Genomic DNA, 18,519 nt, shown 5'->3' on the forward strand with positions numbered 1-18,519 from the left:
GGCTCAACCGGTACCAGGAGCCAATCCGCCCTGGTCCGGATCCGGGTCCGGGTCCTTGTCCTGGTCCGGGTCCTGGCCCGCTGATTCCTCCGCGGCGGGCAGCTCCTTGATGGCCTCGGTGAGCCACTGGGTCCAGAAGGTCTCCAGTTCGATGCCCGCGCGCAGGACCAGGTGCTGGAGCCTGGCCTGGTTGCTGCCCGGGCCGGGCGGGAAGTCGCGCTTCTCGATCTCCTCGTACTCGGTCAACTGCCGCCGGTGCAGCTCGAGATGGCGGCGCAGGTCGGCCTCAAGGCCCGCGGTGCCGACGACGGCCGCGGCGCGCAGCCGCAGCAGCAGGGCGTCGCGGAGCGGCTTCGGGTCCTGGGCGGACGCCGTCCACCGCGCGAGTTCGGCGCGGCCCGCGGGCAGGACCTCGTAGGCCTTCTTCTGCCCGCGGGCGGGCTGCTCGGTGGGCAGCGCCCTGATGTGGCCCTCGGCCTCCAGCCTTCCCAGCTCGCGATAGATCTGCTGGTGCGTCGCCGACCAGAAGTAGCCGATCGACTTGTCGAACCGGCGGGTCAGATCCAGCCCGGACGAGGGCCTCTCGAGCAGGGCGGTGAGGATCGCGTGCGGGAGTGACATGTGGTCATCCTAGGGACGCTCCCGAACGGCCCGCGTCCCCACAGCCGCCTCCCGCCGGCCGCCTTCCGCCTCCCTACAGCGCCGCCGCCAGCTCGGTGCCCTGCTGGATGGCGCGCTTGGCGTCCAGTTCGGCGGCGACGTCGGCGCCGCCGATGAGGTGCGCGTTGACGCCGGCGGCGACCAGCGCCTCGTACAGGTCCCGGCGCGGGTCCTGGCCGGTGCACAGCACGATGGTGTCGACCTCCAGGACCGTGCTCTGCTCGCCCACGGTGACGTGCAGTCCCGCGTCGTCGATCCGGTCGTAGCGCACGCCCGGGACCATGGTGACGCCGCGGTGCTTGAGCTCGGTGCGGTGGATCCAGCCGGTGGTCTTGCCGAGACCGGCGCCGACCTTGGTCGTCCTGCGCTGGAGCAGGTGGACGGTGCGCGGCGGAGCGGGGCGCTCGGGGGCGACGAGACCGCCGGGGGCTCGGTAGTCCATGTCGACGCCCCACTGGCGGAAGTACGTCGCCGGGTCCTCGCTCGCCTTGTCGCCGCCGTCGGTGAGGAACTCGGCGACGTCGAAGCCGATGCCGCCCGCGCCGAGGATCGCGACGCGGTCGCCGACGGGCGCGCCGTCGCGCAGGACGTCGAGGTAGCCGACGACGCTCGGGTGGTCGACGCCGGGTATGTCGGGGGTGCGGGGGCTGACGCCGGTGGCGACGACGACCTCGTCGTAGGACTCCACGTCGCCTGCCGTCACAGGGGTGTCGAGGCGTACGTCCACGCCGTGCGCGTCGAGCTGGTGGCGGAAGTAGCGCAGCGTCTCGTCGAACTCCTGCTTGCCCGGGACCTTGCGGGCGATGTTGAGCTGGCCGCCGATCTCGCTCGCGGCGTCGAACAACGTCACCGCATGACCGCGTTCTGCGGCGCTGACGGCGCAGGCGAGGCCCGCCGGGCCCGCGCCCACCACCGCGACGCGCTTGCGCAGCCGGGTCGGGGTGAGGACCAGCTCGGTCTCGTGGCAGGCGCGCGGGTTGACCAGGCAGGAGGTGATCTTGCCGTTGAAGGTGTGGTCGAGGCAGGCCTGGTTGCAGCCGATGCAGGTGTTGATCGCCTCGGGCGTGCCGGCGGCCGCCTTGTTCACGAAGTCGGGGTCGGCCAGCATCGGACGGGCCATGGAGATCATGTCCGCGCAGCCGTCGGCGAGCAACTCCTCGGCGACCTCGGGGGTGTTGATGCGGTTGGTGGTGACGAGCGGGATGCTCACCGCGCCCATCAGCTTCTTCGTGACCCACGTGTAGGCGCCGCGCGGCACGGAGGTCGCGATGGTGGGGATGCGGGCCTCGTGCCAGCCGATGCCGGTGTTGATGATGGTCGCGCCGGCCGCCTCGACGGCCCGGGCGAGGGTGACGACCTCGTCGAGGGTGGAGCCGCCGGGCACCAGGTCGAGCATGGACAGCCGGTAGACGACGATGAAGTCCTCGCCGACCGCCTCGCGCACCCTGCGGACGATCTCGACGGGGAACCGCATCCGGTTCTCGTACGCGCCGCCCCAGCGGTCGGTGCGGTGGTTGGTCTGGGCGGCGATGAACTCGTTGATGAGATAGCCCTCGGAGCCCATGATCTCCACGCCGTCGTAGCCGGCCTGCCGGGCGAGGCGGGCGGCGCGGACGTAGTCGTCGATCGTCCGCTCGACGTCGGCGTCGGTGAGTTCGCGGGGCGGGAAGGGGCTGATGGGGGCCTGGAGGGGGCTCGGGGCGACCAGGTCCCGGTGGTAGGCGTAGCGGCCGAAGTGCAGGATCTGCATCGCGATGCGGCCGCCCTCGCGGTGCACGGCGTCGGTGATCTGCCGGTGCTGGTCGGCCTCCGCGTCCGTGGTGAGCTTGGCGCCGCCCTCGTACGGCCGTCCCTCGTCGTTGGGGGCGATGCCGCCGGTGACGATGAGGCCCACTCCCCCGCGGGCGCGGGCTGCATAGAAGGCGGCCATGCGTTCGAAGCCGCGCTCGGCCTCCTCCAGGCCGATGTGCATCGAGCCCATCAGGACGCGGTTGGGCAGCGTGGTGAAGCCCAGATCGAGCGGGCTCAGCAGGTGCGGGTAACGGCTCATGACAGGGCAGGCCTCCGTGCGCGGCGGTAGTTCCTCCCGTTCTAGAGGACCGCACACGGTTTATGCAACTAGTTGCACAATAGACTCCGGCTCATGTGCCGCAGGTCACCGCCTCACCGGCTTTCGAGCAGTACGTGCAGCTCCCGCTCCTGGTCCCCGGAGGCCGAGGAGAGGTCGCGTACCGCGAACACCGAGTCCAGCGTCGAACGGAGCCGCTCGATCGCCCAGTAACTGCCCTGCGCGTCGGCCTCGACGGAGGACGAGAGCCGGGCCGGGCGGGCGCAGTCGTGCGCCTCGGTGACCTCGAAGGTGCCGAGCCACACCATCGGGCGGGTCTCGTGCAGTTGCTGCGGCACCTCGTCGGGGCCGCGGTCCGACTCGAAGCACGCGTTGAGCGTGTCGAACACGATCCGGGCGTCTTCCTTGTTGCATCCGCTGATCTCGACGGAGACGGACTCCTCGTGCGATCGTTCGCGATCCATCGTGATCGCTCCTCTCGTGGCGGTGGCGCGGCAGAGCGGGTTCCCCGCGAACCGCGCCACATCCCCAGAAAAGCACCACTTTCCGAGCGGGACCAGCGACGGCAGCCGCCCGCACCGCCCGCCCGGCCGGGCTCAGCTCCGCGTGAAGCGGTACGTCTTACTGTCGGTCAGCACGCAGAAGCCGGGCGAGACGACGATCACGCGCAGGGTGCCGCTGCGGCGGTCGTAGTCGACGCCCTCGGCCTCGAACGCGCCGGAGCAGGAGCTGCGCAGCGGCAACTGGCGCAGGGCCGTCACATGGCCGGTGACGTCGGCCGTGCCGTTCGGCTCGGCGGACAGGTCGATCCGCAGGAGCGGCTTGGTGATGCCGAAGAGGGTGCCGGCCGGGTCGTCGGAGGAGCACAGCAGGGTGGTCGGGCCGGTGAAGTCACAGCCCTGGACGTCCCGGACGGCGTGGTCGAGGCGGACGGTCGACACCTGGGGCAGGTTCGCCGAGGGCGAGGTGGCGGCGTTGGCGCCGGGCGTCGGGAAGACGAGGAAGCGGGTCATGGTGCCCCACTCGCCCGACAGCATCCACTTGCTGTCCGGAGTGATCGCCACCCAGGAGTTGTTGAGGGCCTCGCCCGAGCCGAGCGCGTGGACGTACTCCGACCAGGCGCCGCCCGGCGCCTGCACCCGGTACATCTTCGAGGTGCCCGAGTCGCTCTGGTAGGGCTCGACGTAGTAGCCGTCGTAGGAGGCGTCCGGGTCGCCGACGTGGTTCCAGCCCCGGGTGGAGACGGAGAACGGGATGGTGCCGATGCCGGTGTAGCGGTTGGCGCTGTTCGCCGGGGTCTCGACCGAGGCCAGGCCCTGACTCTCGGTCAGCGGGTCGGCGCGGTCGGAGCCGACCTCGGTCCAGGTGTCGGCGGCCGCTGCGGGCGGGGCCGCGGAGAGGGCGGTGACCGTGGCGACGGCCAGCGCGAGGAAGGCGGCGCGGGCGGTACGGGCGGTCCCGGACAGGGGACGGCGCAGGCGGGCAGGGCGCAGGGGCATGGGTCTCCTCGGCAAATGGGGGGTGGGGCGCGCTCGGCGGACAGTCTGGCCCGGCAGTGTGGTCATGTACAGACCAATGCGATGGACAGAGGTGGACCCTGAGGAGAACGGCGCGCGAAGCCGTACTGGAGGAGCATGGGGAAGGGCCCTCAAGGCGTGGGAGAAAAGGGTTGAGCGCGGTAGAACAGGGGGAGTCGGCACGGGGGACGACGTGCCGCGTCGATGTCCGGAGGCGGTGCGTGGCATGAGTGCAGGCGGATCGTCCGCGGCCGAGAGTGGCCCGACAGGCCCCAGCGGGCTGCTGGACGTGCTGAACGTGGCCTCGGTGGTACTCGACACCGAAGGCCGTATCGCGCTGTGGAGTCCGCAGGCCGAAGAGCTGTTCGGCTACTCGGCGCAGGAGGCGCTGGGGCGCTACGCGGCCCGGGTGATGGTCAACGAGCAGCACGTCGACCTGGTGGTGAAACTGTTCGCGGACGTCATGGCCACCGGCCGGAGCTGGGCGGGGGCGTTCCCCATCCTGCGCAAGGACGGCACCACCCGGTTGGTGGAGTTCCGCAACATGCGGCTCATGGACGACCGGGGCGACGTGTACGCCCTGGGCCTCGCCGCCGACCGCACGACGGTGCGCCGGCTGGAGCGGGATGTGGCCCTGTCCACGCGGATGGTCGAACAGTCCCCCAACGGCCTCGCCGTCCTGGACACCGACCTGCGGTACGTCTCGGTCAACTCCGCGATGGAACGGATCAACGGTGTGCCCGCCGAGGACCACCTCGGGCGTACGGTCCCCGAGGTGCTGCCCCGGGTGGACGCGGAGCTCCTGGAGTCCGCGGCGCGCCAGGTGCTACGGACCGGAAAGCCGCTCGTCGACCGGTTCACGGTCGGCCGCACCCCCGCCGACCCCGACGAGGACCACGCCTGGTCGGTCTCCCTCTACCGCCTGGAGGACGCCCGTGGCACCGTGCTGGGCGTGGCCGCGTCGGTCGTCGACGTCACCGACCGGCACCGGGCGGCTGTCGAGGCGGAGTCGGCGCGCCGCCGGCTGGCGCTGATCGCGGATGCCTCGGCCCGGATCGGCACCACCCTGGACCTGGAGCGCACCGCCCGCGAACTGGCCGACGTGGCCGTGCCGGAACTGGCGGACGTGGCCGCCGTGGAACTGCTCGACGCCGTGGTGGCGGGCCGGCGCACCAGCCTCGGCCCCGCGGAGGACGCGGTGATCCGCGCCCTGGCGGTCCGGGTGTACAACGCACCCGACGCCCTTCAGGCCTCCGACCCGCCCGGCCAGGTCGCCCGCTACGGGCCGCAGCGGCTCATCACGGAGTGCGTACGCACCGGCCAACCGGTCATGGTCGCGCAGGTCAAGGACGAGGACCTCACGCGTATCGCCCGCTCCCCCGAGTCGGCCGAGCTGCTGGCCCGGGCGGGTGTCCACTCCTATCTGGCCGTGCCGCTCATCGCGCGGGGCGAGGTGCTCGGCGCCCTCGACCTGAAGCGGATCCACCATCCGCTCCCCTTCGGCCGGGACGACCTGCTGCTCGCCCGCGAACTGGCCGCGCGCGCCGCCGTGCAGATCGACAATGCCCGCTGGTACCAGAACGCCCGCACCACCGCGCTCACCCTGCAGCGCAGCCTGCTGCCGAGTCATCCGGCCGTCACCGGCGGCCTGGAGGTCGCCTCCCGATACCAGCCGGCCGGGGCCACCACCGAGGTCGGCGGCGACTGGTTCGACGTCATCCCGCTGCCGGACGGCAAGACGGCGCTCGTCGTCGGCGACGTGATGGGCAGCGGCATCGACGCCGCCGCGACGATGGGCCGGCTGCGCACCGCGACGACCACGCTGGCCTCCCTCGACCTGGACCCGGCGGTCCTGCTCGAGCACCTCGACCGGATCACCCAGGGCCTGGACCACTCCATCGCCACCTGTGTGTACGCCGTCCACGACCCCCGGCTGGGGCAGTGCCGGATCGCCAACGCGGGACATCTGCCGCCCGCCCGGGTGCGTCCCGGCCGGCCGCCGGAGCTGTTGGACCTGCCCACCGGGGTGCCGCTGGGCGTGGGCGGGGTGGCGTTCTCCACGACCGACGTCGACTTCGCGCCCGGCGACCAGCTCGTGCTGTACACGGACGGGCTCGTCGAGACCCGCGTGCACTCCCTCGACGAGCGTCTGGAGGCGCTGCTGGCGCTGCTCGACGACCCCGCGCGCCCCCTGGAGGAGCTGTGCGACCTGCTGCTGAGCGCGCTGCACCATCCCGACAACCACGACGACGTGGCGCTGCTGGTGGCACGGGCACGGTCCACTGCCTAGCCGGCCCTTCGCCGCGATTCACAGGCTGCTGTTACCGGTTCCTTGTCGGGCGCCTCGGACAATCACAGTGAGGCGTGGCAGTGGTGCCGCCGTCGTGGCCGAGGAGAGTGAGCCGTGATGCAGGAGCCGCAGAAGCCGGAAGAACCGGAAGAGCCGCACGAGGTCGAACTGCTGTCGGGACCGGTCGACGAGGAACGGGAACACACCCACCTGCGCGCACTGTGGCAGCGGCGGTCCGCCCGCGGGCGGGCGGTGATCGCGGCCACGACCGTCGCCGTTCTGGCGCTCGGCGGCACCGTGGCGTACGCGGCGACGAACGGCTCGGACGGCGGCTCGCCCTCCGCGTCGCCGTCCGCCTCCTCCTCCGAGGGCCCCGGCGGACGGCACGGTCACGGTGGCCCGTGGTTCGGCATGGGTGGCGACGCGGTGCACGGTGAGGCGACCGTCAAGGATCGCGACACCGGCAAGTGGGTCGTCCGCGTGTGGCAGCGGGGCACGGTGCAGAAGGTGAACGACGACCGTGTCACCGTCAAGAGCGAGGACGGCGCGTCGTGGACGTGGACGGTGCCTTCGGACACCTCCGTCCGGTCCGACGGCGGCTCCGGTTCCGGGGCAGGCTCGCTGAAGAAGGGCGACACGGTGTACGTCGTCGGGTCCCGTTCCGGCGACACCAACACGGCCGCCCGCGTCCTGTCGGGCGCCTTCGACGACCATGGCCCGGGCAGTCGGCGCCGCGGCTTCCCGGGGCACGGCCCGTGGGACCGCGGCGACGACCGCTCCCCCAGCCCCACGGGCAGCGGCGCCGTTACCTGACCCTGGTGCCGACGACCACGTGGGCGTACAGCTCCTCGTCCTGCGCCAGACGCACCGCCAGGCCGGCGTCGGTGAACGCCTCGACGGCGGCCGGGGCCTGACGCTCACTGGTCTCGATGAGGAGGCAGCCGCCGGGGGCGAGCCACCGCGGCGCCTCGGCGGCCACCCGGCGCAGCACGTCCAGCCCGTCGCCGCCGCCGTCGAGAGCGGTGAGCGGCTCGTGCTCACGAGCCTCCGCCGGCAGCAGCGGGACCTCGCCGGTGGGGACGTACGGCACGTTGGCGGCCAGGATGTCGACGCGGCCGCGGAGTTGGGCGGGGAGTGCCTCGAACAGGTCGCCGGTGTAGGCGTGTCCGCCGTGCCCGGCGACGTTGCGCCGCGCACAGCGCACGGCCGCCGGGTCGATGTCGGCGGCGTGCAGTTCGACCTGCTCCAGGGAGGCGGCGAGCGCGGCGCCGACCGCGCCCGAGCCGCAGCACAGGTCGACGACGACGCAGGCGTGCGGCGCCGCGGCGAGGGCCTGGTCGACGAGGAACTCGGTGCGGCGGCGGGGCACGAAGACGCCCGTCTCGACGATGATGCGCAGACCGTGGAACTCGGCCCAGCCCACGACGTGTTCGAGGGGCAGACCCGATGCACGGCGCTCCGCCATGGCGGCGGCCTCGTCCAGGGTCCGGGCCGCGGTGAGGATCATCTCGGCCTCGTCCTCGGCGAAGACGCAGCCAGCGGCCCGCAGAACGGCGACGAGGCCGTCACGGACCGAGGAAGAGGGCGCCGGCTGACGCTCTGAAAGAGAAGAAACAGAAGGGGAGGGCGAAGAAGAGGAGGAGAAAGAAGGCGAAGAAGGAGAGGGCATGGAGCCGAGAAGCCTTTCGGAAGCCGAAGGGCGCTCTCGCGGTCGCCTACGGGCGGCGGTCCACGCCGACACGAGGTGAGAGCACCCGACCTGACACAGCGGTAATGGGTCTCACCTCCTCGGCCTCGCACGACTGGGAGCATCCGCAGCCGGACGGCCACCCTACCCCAACACCTCCGGTTGTACTATGCAACCAGGAGAGTGAGGGAGAGTCAGTGGAAGCAGCCGAGGCCGTGGAGACGATCCAGCGGGAGATGACGGTCTTCGCCCGGCGGGCCCGGGCCTCGGCGGGCCGGCTGCACCCCGAGCTGTCGCTGGTGTCGTACACGCTCCTCGGCCACCTGGAGGAGAGCGGCGGCTGCCGTGCCACCGACCTCGCCGCGCACTACGCCCTGGACAAGTCCACGGTGAGCCGCCAGGTCGCCGCCCTGGAGCGCGCCGCCCTGATCGAACGGCGCCAGGACCCCGAGGACCACCGCGTCCAGGTACTCCACCTCACCGACGCCGGCCGCCTCATCCTCGCCCAGGTCACCGAAAGCCGCCGCACGGCCTTCCGTGAACGTCTGGCGCAGTGGCCGCCGGAGGATCTGGCCCGCTTCGCGGAGTACCTGACGCGGTACAACGCATGGACCGGCCCCGCCACAGGCCCGTAGCCCTTCTCCTCGCCCCGGCTACGCCACCGGCATCGCCTCCCGCTCCTCCCCCAGCCGCTCCGGGACCCGTGCTGCCAGGAACTGCGAGGTGCGGCGCAGTCGAAAGCCCAGGGACTCGTAGAGGCGGATGGCGTTCGTGTTGCCGGCGCCGGTGTGCAGGAAGGGGGTTTCGCCGCGTTCGCGGATGCCGTGGGCGACGGCGAGGACCAGCCGGGTCGCCAGGCCCTGGCCACGGAAGGCGGGGTCGGTGCAGACCGCGCTGATCTCGGTCCAGCCCGGCGGATGCAGACGCTCACCGGCGACGGCGATCAGGGCGCCGTCGCGGCGTAGGCCCAGGTAGGTGCCGAGTTCGATGGTGCGGGGCTCGAACGGGCCCGGCCGGGTGCGGGCGACCAGGTCGAGGATCTCGGGTACGTCGGCGGGGCCGAGGCGGATCGCCTCCGGGTCGGGCGCGGCGGCCACGCCGTCGTCGACGAGCTGTACGCCCTCGCCGTGGAAGGTGATCTCCCAGCCGGGCGGGACCTCGCCGCGGAAGCCGAGCAGCGGGACCTCCGCGCCGGGGCCGGCGAGCGCGGCGAGGTCCGCCCAGTCGTCGGCGTCCGGGTCGTCCGGCATCGCCAGCCAGGGCGACACGTCGACCGGGTAGCGCAGGATGCGCCCCCGACGCTCGGCGAACCGGGCGTGCGGCCCGGTGAGGGAGGCGAGGGCGGGATGGTCGAGGACATGCCGCGGCTCGGCGCCGTCCAGACCGCGCGGCTCACGGGGCTCGGCGCCGTGCCGCGCGGGGACGGGCGGGAGGTCCGCGCCCGGGGCGTCGCGCGGCTCCTCGCTCCTCGGGTCCGGGAGGCGTGGGGGCTCGGGGACGGTCATATCGCCGCTCCGATCTCAAGGACGACCTTGCCGCGGGCGTGGCCGTTCTCCACCTCGCGCAGGGCCTCGCCCGCCCGTTCCAGCGGGAGGGTCAGGGTGACGTGCGGGTTCAGCGCGCCGCGGACGACGAGGTCGGCCACCGCCTGCAGGACGGCCGCGTTGCGGGCGCGCGCCACCCGCGCGCCGCCCAGCCGCTCGACCTCCTCGGCCGGGGCGCCGGCGGTGATCAGCCGGGAGCGGTCCCGCACCAGGCCGGCCGCCTCGTGGAGCACATCGCCGCCGACGAGGTCGTAGACGCCGTCGACGCCGTCCGGGGCGGCCGACCGCACGGCGTCGGCCCAGCCCTCGCCGGACGGGACGTGCACCGCGCCCAGCGACTCCAGGAAGTCCTTCTTGCCCTCGCTCGCGACGCCCACGACCCGCAGCCCAAGCGCGTGGGCGATCTGCACGACGGCGGCCCCGACCCCGCCGCCCGCGCCGGTGACCAGCAGCGTCGCCCCGCTGGGCAGGGCGAGCTGGTGGACGCCGTCGTAGGCGGTCGCGGCGGCCACGGGGAGGGTCGCCGCGTCGGTGAAGGACAGCCCGGCAGGCTTGTGCGCGGTGATGCCGGCGGCCAGCAGCGCGTACTCGGCGTAGGCGCCCGCGACCGCCGTGCCGAACACCTGGTCGCCGGGCGCGAACCCGGTGACGCCCTCGCCGGTCTCCTCGACGACGCCGGCCGCCTCGTTGCCCAGGACCGAGGGGAACACCCGCTCATCCGTCTCGCCGGGGCGCCGGTAGCCCGTGCGCTGCTTCCAGTCCACGGGGTTCACTCCCGCCGCCCGCACCGCGACGAGCACCTCGCCGGGCCCGGGCCGGGGCCGGTCCAGGTCGATGAGCGCCTCGGTCTCCGGGCCGCCGTACCGGGTGAAGACGTACGCCTTCGGCATTGCTCCCACTCTCCTTCGCTGGCACCGGACCGCTGGACCGCTGGATCCGGAACGACACGTTCAAGAGCGGGGAGCCGAGGGGGTATTCCCGGCCGTCGGGAGTGTTCATACGGGCTTAATGATCGGCGGGCGGACCCGGTGCGGAGCGCTCCCGACTTGCACGTACGGTTGACTGCGTAACCAACCGCCGTCGCGCTCCCGCTGGAACCGTATGAACGTCACCCGAGGCTTCGCCGGACGCCCCCGCGTCCTCAATCCGGGGCTGCCCCCCGGCCAGTACGACGCGGGCGACGACTGGCCCGTGCTGTCCGCCGAGGTCACACCCGACCTCGCGCCCGCCGACTGGACCTTCCGCGTGGACGGGCTGGTGGCGGCGCCCCGCACCTGGGACTGGGACGAGGCGCACACGCTGCCGGAGTCCGTGTACGAGGGCGACATCCACTGTGTGACCAGCTGGTCGAAGTTCGGCGTGCGGTTCGCGGGCGTGTCCCTGGACGCGTTCCTGGCGGCCGTCCGGCCCGCCGCGACGGCGACCCACGCCGTCGCCTACTCGCACACCGGGTACACCACGAACCTCCCCCTGTCCGACCTCACCGGCGGCCGGGCCTGGATCGCCTGGGAGTACGACGGGAAGCCCCTCGCGGCCGAGCACGGCGGTCCGGCGCGGCTGCTGGTGCCGCACCTGTACTTCTGGAAGAGCGCCAAGTGGATCGCGGGCCTGCGCCTCCTCGACCACGACGAGCCGGGTTTCTGGGAGCAGAACGGCTACCACGCCCGGGGCAACCCCTGGCAGGAGCAGAGGTACTCCGGTGACTGAGACGTTCCCGGCGCCTGCCTTCACGCCCCCGACGCGGTTCGCCGTGCCGGGCCGGATCGCCGTGAGCAACCGGGACGCCGCCGTGTGGCAGACGGCCACGCTCACCGAGATCCGCCGCGAGACCCCGTGGGCGGCCACCTTCCGGTTCGCGGTGCCGGCCTGGGCGGGGCACCTGCCCGGCCAGCATCTGATGCTGCGGCTCACGGCCGACGACGGCTACACCGCTCAGCGACACTATTCGATCGCCTCCGCGCCCGACGACGACGGCCACATCGAGCTGACCCTGGACCATGTGGACGGCGGCGAGGTCTCGGGCTGGTTCCACACCGTCGCCGAGCCGGGTGACGAGGTCGAGGTGCGCGGCCCGCTCAGCGGCTTCTTCGCCTGGCCCGGCGACCGGCCCGCGCTGCTGATCGGCGCCGGTTCCGGGGTCGTCCCGCTGATGTCGATGGTCCGCCACCACCGGGCCCGCGGCCTCGACGTGCCGCTGCGGCTGCTGGTGTCCGCGCGCGGCCCCGAGGAACTGATCTACGCGCACGAGTACGGCACGGAGACGACGCCGGTGTTCACCAGGAGCGCGCCGGCGGGCGTGCCGGTGGGCCGGCTCACCGCCGAGCAGGTGGCTCCGCTGCTCGCGCAGGCGCCGCGGGGCGGCTGGGAGGCGTATGTGTGCGGTTCCAACGGGTTCGCCGAGCACGCCTCGCGGCTGCTGGTGGAGGCCGGGCAGCCGGTGGACCGCGTCCGCATCGAACGTTTCGGCTGACACTCTCCCGGCTCCAGGGAGCCGTCGTGAACGATGCGTGAAACGATGTACTCCGAACGGAGTACGACACTCATGTGGGCACTCGTACGCGTGACGGCGAGGAGGTCGACATGCGAACCCGGGTGCGCGGCTGGCGCTGGCGGCACAATCCGCTACGACGCCGGTCGGACATCGTGGAGGCGTGGACGGCGCTGGCCGTCGCCCTGCTGTTGCTGGTCGCCGTGCCGCTGGCCGGGGTGCTCGCGGGCCGGTGGGCCCATGACGACGCCCAGGCGGCCGCGGACCGGCAGCGGGCCGAACGTCATCGGGTGCGGGCCGAGGTCGTGGGCCGTCCGCCCGATGCCGTGCCCTCGGTGGAGGGCGGCAGCCGGCAGACGGTCCGGGTGAGCGTGCGCTGGACGCCGCCCGGTGAACACGTGCGGACGGCGGCCGCCCGGGTGCCCGCGGGCACCCGCCAGGGCGACGTGGTGGAGGTGTGGTTCGACGACCGGGGGCGGAGCGTCGCGCCGCCGCCGAACGACACGATGGTGTGGCAGCACGCCCTGACGATGGGCACGTGCGCGGCCGGCGGCGCGGCCGCCGCGGTGCTGCTCGGGCACGCCGTGGTCCGCCGGGTGGCGATGCGCCACCGGCTGGACGAGTGGGAACAGGAGTGGACCCGTACCGAGCCGCAGTGGACCCGTCGCAGGCCCGCCTGAAGCTCCTGGCCAGGGTCTGGCGAGGCCTTCTGCCGCCCCCATAGGGTGGCTGCATTCGTACGGGCACTTAACAAAAGGCGGTCCTTCATGCCCCTGTTCGACCTGTCCCTCGAGGAGCTCCACGAGTACCGCAGCGCATCCATCGAGCCGGAGGACTTCGACACGTTCTGGTCCAAGACCCTCCAGGAAGCCCGCGATCACGACCTGGACGCCCGTTTCGAGCCGGTCGACACGGGCCTGAGCACCGTGCAGGTCTTCGACGTGACGTTCGCCGGGTTCGGCGGCCACCCGGTGAAGGGCTGGCTGATGACGCCCGCCGGGGCCGAGGAACCGCTGCCCCTGGTCGTGGAGTTCGTCGGCTACGGCGGCGGGCGCGGTCTGCCGCACGAGCACCTGCTGTGGGCGTCGACGGGCCGCGCGTACTTCGTCATGGACACCCGTGGCCAGGGCAGCGCGTGGGGCGGCGGGGGCGGCACCGCGGACCCGGTGGGCAGCGCGCCCGCCTACCCCGGTTTCATGACCCAGGGCATCGACGCTCCCGAGAACTACTACTACCGCCGGGTGATCACGGACGCGGTGCGCGCGATCGAGGCGGCCCGCTCCCACCCGCTGACCGACGCCTCGCGGACCGTGGCGCTCGGCGGGAGCCAGGGCGGCGGTCTCTCGATCGCCGTCGGCGGACTGGTGCCCGACCTGGCGGCGGTCGCCCCGGACGTGCCGTTCCTGTGCGACTTCCCGCGCGCCACGACCCTGACGGACCGTCACCCGTACCGTGAGATCGGCCTGTTCCTCAAGACGCACCGCGGCCGCACCCAGGACACCCTGCGCACGCTGGCGTACTTCGACGGCGTGCACTTCGCGTCCCGCGCCTCGGCTCCCGCCCTGTTCTCGGCGGCCCTGGAGGACCAGACCTGCCCGCCGTCGACCGTGTTCGCCGCCTTCAACGCCTGGGCGCACGAGGACAAGACGATCGAGGTGTACGACTTCAACGACCACGAGGGCGGCGGCCCCCACCACGAGCGGGCCAAGCTGCGCTGGCTGCGCTCGTACGCCTGAGCGGCCGGCCGGTGGAGACGCGTGCCGCCGCCGAACGGTTCACAGCGGTGTGGGAGCGGGCCTGGGCGGCGCACGACGTGGACGCGCTGCTGGAGCTGTACGCCGAGGCCTGCGTCCACCGCTCGATGCCGTTTCGTGAACCGCACCGGGGGCGGGACGAGTTGGCGGCGTACTTGCGCTGGTCGTTCGCGGCGGAGCGGGTGGCCGACGTGCGATTCTCGCCCCCGGTGGTCGGTGCGGACGGCGTCGCGGTGGCCGAGTTCCGGGTGCTGTCCGAGGAGGACGGGGCGGCCGTGACGCTGGCCGGCTGTGTCTTCGTCCGGTTCGACGACGCCGGTCTGGCGGTCGAGACACGGGACTACTGGCATACGGCCGAGGGTCACCGGGAACCGGCGGGGCGCCGTTTCCTCCTGTGATCCGGCCGGGCGGCTTCCCTCCAGTCCGACCAGTCGGTATGTTCGGGGTGCCCGGGCCGCACCGTCGCGGTCCGGGGTCCCGCGGACGACGGAGGCCCCATGTCCGAGCACGTGCCACAGGTTCACGGCCACTGCGACCCACGGTTCACCGCGGTGCGCACCGCCTTCGAGGAGAACTTCCGCGACCGCGACGAGCTGGGCGCCGCGGTGTGCGTCACGGTCGACGGCGTGCCGGTGGCCGACCTGTGGGGCGGCTGGGCCGATCCGGCGCGCACGCGCCCGTGGGAGCGGGACACGCTGGTCAATGTCTGGTCGACGTCGAAGGGGCCGACGGCGCTGTGCGCGCACATCCTCGCCGACCGGGGGCTGCTCGACCTCGACGCGCCGGTGGCCGCGTACTGGCCGGAGTTCGCCGCGGCGGGCAAGGAGCAGATCCTCGTCCGGCATCTGCTCTCCCACCGCGCGGGCCTGGCAGGGCTGCGGGAGCCGCACTCGCTCGAGCAGCTCTACGACTGGGAGCTGACCACCGCCCGTCTCGCGGCCACGGAACCCTGGTGGGAGCCGGGCACCCGGTCCGGCTATCACGCCCACACCTACGGCTTCCTGGTCGGCGAGGTCGTGCGGCGGGTCTCGGGGCTGCTGCCGGGGGCCTTCCTGGAGCGGGAGGTGACCGGCCCGCTGGGCCTCGACTTCACCATCGGACTGCCGGAGAAGGAGGCGGACCGGGCGGCCGAACTGGTGCATCCGCAGGCCGCCTCGTCCACCGAACAGGCCGCGGTCTTCGGCCAGTTGGCGCCCGTGGCCCTGGCCGCCCTGGCCAACCCCCTGGCCGGCGCGGCCGAGGCCAACTCGCCGCGGTGGCGGGCCGCGGAGCTCCCGGCCGCGAACGGCCACGGCACGGCGCGCGCGATCGCCGCGCTGTACGGGATCTTCGCCGGCCGTGGCGCGTACGGCGGCCGCCGCGTCCTGTCCGCGGAGGCGGCCGAGCGGGTCCGGCAGGGGCAGGGCAGCTGCCGGGACATCGTGCTGGGGGCCGGATTCGAGCACGAGACCGAGATCGGGCTCGGGCTGTGGCTCAGCGGTCCGAACGGATCGTACGGACCCAACCCGCGCGCGTTCGGACACGACGGCTTCGGCGGCTCCTGCGGGCTCGCGGACCCGGAGGCGGGGGTGTCGCTGGGGTACGTCATGAACCGTATGGGGCCGCACATCGCCGACGACCCGCGCAAGACGGCGTTGGTGGACGCCCTGTACAGCGCGCTGTGACGAACCGGGCGCCGGAAGCGGCAACGCGGGGGCCGTGGCCTCAGTCCGCCCGACGCGCCTCGACCATGCGCACGCGTGGACTTCCGTCGCTCCTCGTCCCGAACTCGGGCAGGGCGCGGAGGTCCACGCGGAACCCGGCGTGTTCCAGTTCGCGCCGGACCTCGCCGAGCCGGAAGGCGCGGTAGTACATCACGAACGGCGGCCGCCACAGGGCGTTGCGCACCCGCATCACGGTGTCGAAGCCGAGGAGCATCCAGTAGACCGGAGAGTACGGCCGGGGCGGCGCGACCAGCGGGAACGCGAAGCAGCCGCCCGGCCGCAGCACCCCGTGCACCTGGGCGAACAGGCCCGGCAGCTCACGGGGCAGGAAGTGCCCGAACGCGCCGAAGCTGACGACGAGGTCGAAGCCGGCGGTGAACGGCAGGGCGCGGGCATCCGCGCGCACCCAGGACACCCGCGGGCCCGCCGGACGGCTCCGGCCGCGTGCCTCGTCGAGCATGCCCGCACTGAAGTCGACCCCGGTCACGCGGCCGTGGCACACCGTGGCGAGGACGTCGACCCCGGCGCCCGTGCCGCAGCACAGGTCGAGGCCGTCCTCGTAGGGCCCCGACTCCTTCAGGGCCGAGGCGACCGCGTCCAGGACGGAGTCCGGGGTGCGGAACGGCGTGTGGTCGAACTTCGGGGCGAGGAGGTCGTAGCCGCGCTCGACGGACGACAGGGCCTGGACGGCGAGTTCGCGCAGGGTGGGGCCTTCGGGGCTGAACATCTGCGTCACCCTACGGCGGTCCGCCGCTCCAGGAGCGCGAGGGCGCGCTCGCACCAGCGCAGGTTCGTCTCCTCGAAGGCGATGCCGCCCATCAGGGTCAGGTAGGGGCCGATCCGGTCGGCCTCGCTCAGGTACACGTCCTCCGTGCGCCCGCCGAGGAGGAGGTCACGCAGCCGCTCATAGCGGTCGAGCTTGGCGCGCGACCAGGTCATGCGTTCCTCGATGAGCGCACGGGTCACCTCGGGGTCGACGGCGTCCGCCGCCTGGATCTTGACGAAAAGTTCGTCGCGGAGAGCGGTGGGCCGACGGGGCGGGGTCGCGGCGAAGGCGCTCAGGTCCTCGCGGCCCGCCTCGGTGAGGGTGAACATCCGCTTGTTGGGCCGGCGTTCCTGCTGCACCACCCGCGCCTCGATCAGGCCGTCCTGCGCGAGGCGCTCCAGCTCGCGGTAGAGCTGCTGCGGGGTCGCGGGCCAGAAGTTCGCGAGGGAGGCGTCGAAGACCTTCGACAGTTCGTAGCCCGAGGCCTCGCCGTCCAGGAGGGCGGCCAGGACGGCGTACTTGAGGGACATATGGACACGGTAGCAGCAGGTGATTATTCTCATCTGCGTCTACTCAACAAATTTAATATCCAAATGAGGTGATCCGATGCGCGCGTTCCGTGAAGCGGTCGAGGCCGGCGATCTCGACGCCGTCGAGGCGCTGCTGGCCGAGGACGTGGTGTTCACCAGCCCGGTCGTGTTCAAGCCGTACCCGGGCAAGGCGATCACCGCGGCGATCCTGCGCGCCGTGGTGCGGATCTTCGAGGACTTCCGGTACGAGCGGGAACTCGGCGGCGGCGACGGCCGCGACCACGCGCTGGTGTTCACGACCCGGGTGGGTGAACGGCAGCTGTCCGGCTGCGACTTCATCCATCTGAACGAGGACGGACTCATCGACGAACTCACCGTCATGGTGCGCCCGTTGTCCGGTGCGCAGGCTCTCGCGGCGGCCATGGGCGCGCGTTTCGAGGAGATCGCGAAGGAGGCGGAGGCCCGGTCGGCCGCCGCCTCCTGACGCTCCGGCCTCAGTCCTTCAGGTCTCCCAGGGTCGTCTTCGTGTCCGCCTTCAGCCAGTCGGAGACCGCTTGCAGCTTCGGCGGATCGGTGTCGGTGCTGTAGGAGGAGTAGTAGGCGCTGTAGCTCATCGTGTAGGTCACCCAGCCGTCGCGCACGGCGAGCGTGGCGTAGAGGGAACCGCTGGACGAGCCGGACGTGGTGTCGTCGCTGACGAGGTAGGCCTCGTCGCCTATGCCGGTGACGGCGTCCACGTCGTAACCCGTATGGCTGTCCGCGTAGTTCTTCCAGGTGGCGGTGAACTCGGGCCCGGGGTCGGTCTTCTTGTGCCGGTCCAGTTGGACGGAGAGGTACGCGTCCGAGTAGCTCGACCCGGTCTTCTTCAGGCTGAGGCTGCAGAGCCCCTCGTCGAGGGCGTCGTCCTCGAGGCTGTTGTGGGTCGGGGCGCCGTCGCTCTGCGGGTACTCCTCCTTGAAGGACGAGTAATCGGTGGAGTTGCACAGGTTGGACGGCGCCGGGTAGCCCCGCAGGTCCGGATCGGCTCCGGCGCCGACCAGGAAGACACCGGCCGCCCACGCGGCCGACGCCACCACGGCGCCGACCACGGCCCACAGGACCGCGCGTCCGGCGCCGCCGCCCGCCGTGGGCGGCGGGCCGACGACGGGGTACGGGCCCGGCTGGGCGTACGGGTTGCCGGGCTGGGGCTGGACGGGCTGCCCGACCAGGGTCGGCTGGGCATAGACGCTGTGCGGGCCGGCGGGGGTCGCGGGCGCCGCCGGGGGGAAGGCCAGCGGCCCGCCGGGGGCCGGCGACTGCGGATGCGGGTAGGGGTACGCGCTCGGCTGGGCCGGCGCCTCGGACGGCTGCTCCGGCTGCTGCGGAGACTGAGGCGGCGTGGACATGTCGTGAAGATAGGGCAGATTTGGCGGTCAAGTCCCTTGCTGTGACGGATCGTTACCCTCTGGGGACATGTGCGGTAAACCTCGAAGAGGTTGAGTTGTCCCCGACCTCTCCTGTGCACTGTGCCGG

Annotated in this window: 20 protein-coding genes; 10 read left to right on the top strand and 10 right to left on the bottom strand. The window is 72.6% G+C overall.

What is annotated here, in order from left to right; translation table 11 throughout:
- Nucleotides 1-3 precede the first annotated feature (3 nt).
- From ACZ5SK_RS41975 to ACZ5SK_RS41990, 4 genes are all read right to left on the bottom strand, one after another.
- Nucleotides 4-621 (bottom strand): PadR family transcriptional regulator, encoded by a 618-nt coding sequence (locus ACZ5SK_RS41975; protein ID WP_334582472.1) that lies wholly within the window; start codon nt 619-621, stop codon nt 4-6.
- A gap of 73 nt (nt 622-694) precedes the next feature.
- Nucleotides 695-2,710, bottom strand: coding sequence for an oxidoreductase (locus tag ACZ5SK_RS41980; RefSeq protein WP_457495785.1), 2,016 nt, complete (start codon nt 2,708-2,710; stop codon nt 695-697).
- 113 nt (nt 2,711-2,823) lie between these two features.
- The gene (locus ACZ5SK_RS41985) at nt 2,824-3,192 is read right to left on the bottom strand and encodes a hypothetical protein (protein ID WP_334582474.1); all 369 of its coding nucleotides are present in this window, start codon (nt 3,190-3,192) and stop codon (nt 2,824-2,826) included.
- Nucleotides 3,193-3,324: 132 nt separating this feature from the next.
- On the bottom strand, nt 3,325-4,227 hold the full coding sequence (locus tag ACZ5SK_RS41990) for a hypothetical protein (protein ID WP_457495786.1): 903 nt from the start codon (nt 4,225-4,227) through the stop codon (nt 3,325-3,327).
- Nucleotides 4,228-4,471: 244 nt separating this feature from the next.
- On the opposite strand from ACZ5SK_RS41990, the gene ACZ5SK_RS41995 reads away from it, so the two are divergent.
- Entirely contained in the window at nt 4,472-6,535 is a 2,064-nt protein-coding gene (locus ACZ5SK_RS41995) for a SpoIIE family protein phosphatase (RefSeq protein WP_468577587.1), read from the top strand.
- Nucleotides 6,536-6,652: 117 nt separating this feature from the next.
- Nucleotides 6,653-7,348: a hypothetical protein gene (locus ACZ5SK_RS42000; RefSeq protein WP_334582477.1), complete on the top strand. Its 696-nt coding sequence runs from the start codon at nt 6,653-6,655 to the stop codon at nt 7,346-7,348.
- Here the strand turns inward: ACZ5SK_RS42000 and ACZ5SK_RS42005 are convergent.
- On the bottom strand, nt 7,341-8,204 hold the full coding sequence (locus ACZ5SK_RS42005; protein ID WP_457495787.1) for a putative protein N(5)-glutamine methyltransferase: 864 nt from the start codon (nt 8,202-8,204) through the stop codon (nt 7,341-7,343). The genes ACZ5SK_RS42000 and ACZ5SK_RS42005 overlap by 8 nt on opposite strands.
- A 215-nt stretch (nt 8,205-8,419) precedes the next feature.
- Between ACZ5SK_RS42005 and ACZ5SK_RS42010 the strand changes: the two genes are divergently transcribed.
- Nucleotides 8,420-8,857, top strand: coding sequence for a MarR family winged helix-turn-helix transcriptional regulator (locus ACZ5SK_RS42010; protein WP_334582479.1), 438 nt, complete (start codon nt 8,420-8,422; stop codon nt 8,855-8,857).
- 18 nt (nt 8,858-8,875) lie between these two features.
- Here ACZ5SK_RS42010 and ACZ5SK_RS42015 read toward each other — a convergent pair whose 3' ends face one another.
- The gene (locus tag ACZ5SK_RS42015; protein ID WP_443041371.1) at nt 8,876-9,727 is read right to left on the bottom strand and encodes a GNAT family N-acetyltransferase; all 852 of its coding nucleotides are present in this window, start codon (nt 9,725-9,727) and stop codon (nt 8,876-8,878) included.
- On the bottom strand, nt 9,724-10,656 hold the full coding sequence (locus ACZ5SK_RS42020; protein ID WP_334582480.1) for an NADP-dependent oxidoreductase: 933 nt from the start codon (nt 10,654-10,656) through the stop codon (nt 9,724-9,726). The genes ACZ5SK_RS42015 and ACZ5SK_RS42020 overlap by 4 nt, the downstream gene beginning before the upstream one ends.
- 211 nt (nt 10,657-10,867) lie before the next feature.
- Here ACZ5SK_RS42020 and ACZ5SK_RS42025 point away from each other — a divergent pair, with 211 nt between their 5' ends.
- The 6 genes from ACZ5SK_RS42025 to ACZ5SK_RS42050 all read left to right on the top strand — a co-directional run bounded on the left by ACZ5SK_RS42025 (nt 10,868) and on the right by ACZ5SK_RS42050 (nt 15,672).
- Nucleotides 10,868-11,473: a sulfite oxidase-like oxidoreductase gene (locus ACZ5SK_RS42025; RefSeq protein ID WP_334582481.1), complete on the top strand. Its 606-nt coding sequence runs from the start codon at nt 10,868-10,870 to the stop codon at nt 11,471-11,473.
- The gene (locus ACZ5SK_RS42030; RefSeq protein ID WP_334582482.1) at nt 11,466-12,236 is read left to right on the top strand and encodes a ferredoxin reductase; all 771 of its coding nucleotides are present in this window, start codon (nt 11,466-11,468) and stop codon (nt 12,234-12,236) included. Before ACZ5SK_RS42025 ends, ACZ5SK_RS42030 begins: the two co-directional genes overlap by 8 nt.
- A 110-nt stretch (nt 12,237-12,346) precedes the next feature.
- The gene (locus ACZ5SK_RS42035; protein ID WP_334582483.1) at nt 12,347-12,934 is read left to right on the top strand and encodes an Rv1733c family protein; all 588 of its coding nucleotides are present in this window, start codon (nt 12,347-12,349) and stop codon (nt 12,932-12,934) included.
- Nucleotides 12,935-13,021: 87 nt separating this feature from the next.
- Nucleotides 13,022-13,990 (top strand): acetylxylan esterase, encoded by a 969-nt coding sequence (locus ACZ5SK_RS42040; RefSeq protein WP_334582484.1) that lies wholly within the window; start codon nt 13,022-13,024, stop codon nt 13,988-13,990.
- Nucleotides 13,991-14,001: 11 nt separating this feature from the next.
- Complete coding sequence (locus ACZ5SK_RS42045) at nt 14,002-14,406, top strand: nuclear transport factor 2 family protein (protein WP_334582485.1); 405 nt, start codon at nt 14,002-14,004, stop codon at nt 14,404-14,406.
- Between the two features lie 99 nt (nt 14,407-14,505).
- Complete coding sequence (locus tag ACZ5SK_RS42050) at nt 14,506-15,672, top strand: serine hydrolase domain-containing protein (RefSeq protein WP_334582486.1); 1,167 nt, start codon at nt 14,506-14,508, stop codon at nt 15,670-15,672.
- Nucleotides 15,673-15,712: 40 nt separating this feature from the next.
- Here the strand turns inward: ACZ5SK_RS42050 and ACZ5SK_RS42055 are convergent, their stop codons facing one another.
- Entirely contained in the window at nt 15,713-16,438 is a 726-nt protein-coding gene (locus ACZ5SK_RS42055; protein WP_334582487.1) for a class I SAM-dependent methyltransferase, read from the bottom strand.
- A 5-nt stretch (nt 16,439-16,443) separates the two neighbouring features.
- Nucleotides 16,444-17,007 carry a PadR family transcriptional regulator gene (locus ACZ5SK_RS42060; RefSeq protein WP_334582488.1) on the bottom strand — a complete coding sequence of 188 codons (564 nt, stop codon included), beginning with the start codon at nt 17,005-17,007 and terminating at the stop codon, nt 16,444-16,446.
- A 76-nt stretch (nt 17,008-17,083) separates the two neighbouring features.
- Between ACZ5SK_RS42060 and ACZ5SK_RS42065 the strand changes: the two genes are divergently transcribed.
- Nucleotides 17,084-17,491, top strand: coding sequence for a nuclear transport factor 2 family protein (locus ACZ5SK_RS42065; protein WP_334582489.1), 408 nt, complete (start codon nt 17,084-17,086; stop codon nt 17,489-17,491).
- Between the two features lie 10 nt (nt 17,492-17,501).
- Here ACZ5SK_RS42065 and ACZ5SK_RS42070 read toward each other — a convergent pair whose 3' ends face one another.
- Nucleotides 17,502-18,392 (bottom strand): hypothetical protein, encoded by an 891-nt coding sequence (locus ACZ5SK_RS42070; protein ID WP_334582490.1) that lies wholly within the window; start codon nt 18,390-18,392, stop codon nt 17,502-17,504.
- Between the last annotated feature and the right edge of the window lie 127 nt (nt 18,393-18,519).

Source organism: Streptomyces sp. NPDC031474 (assembly GCF_055581185.1).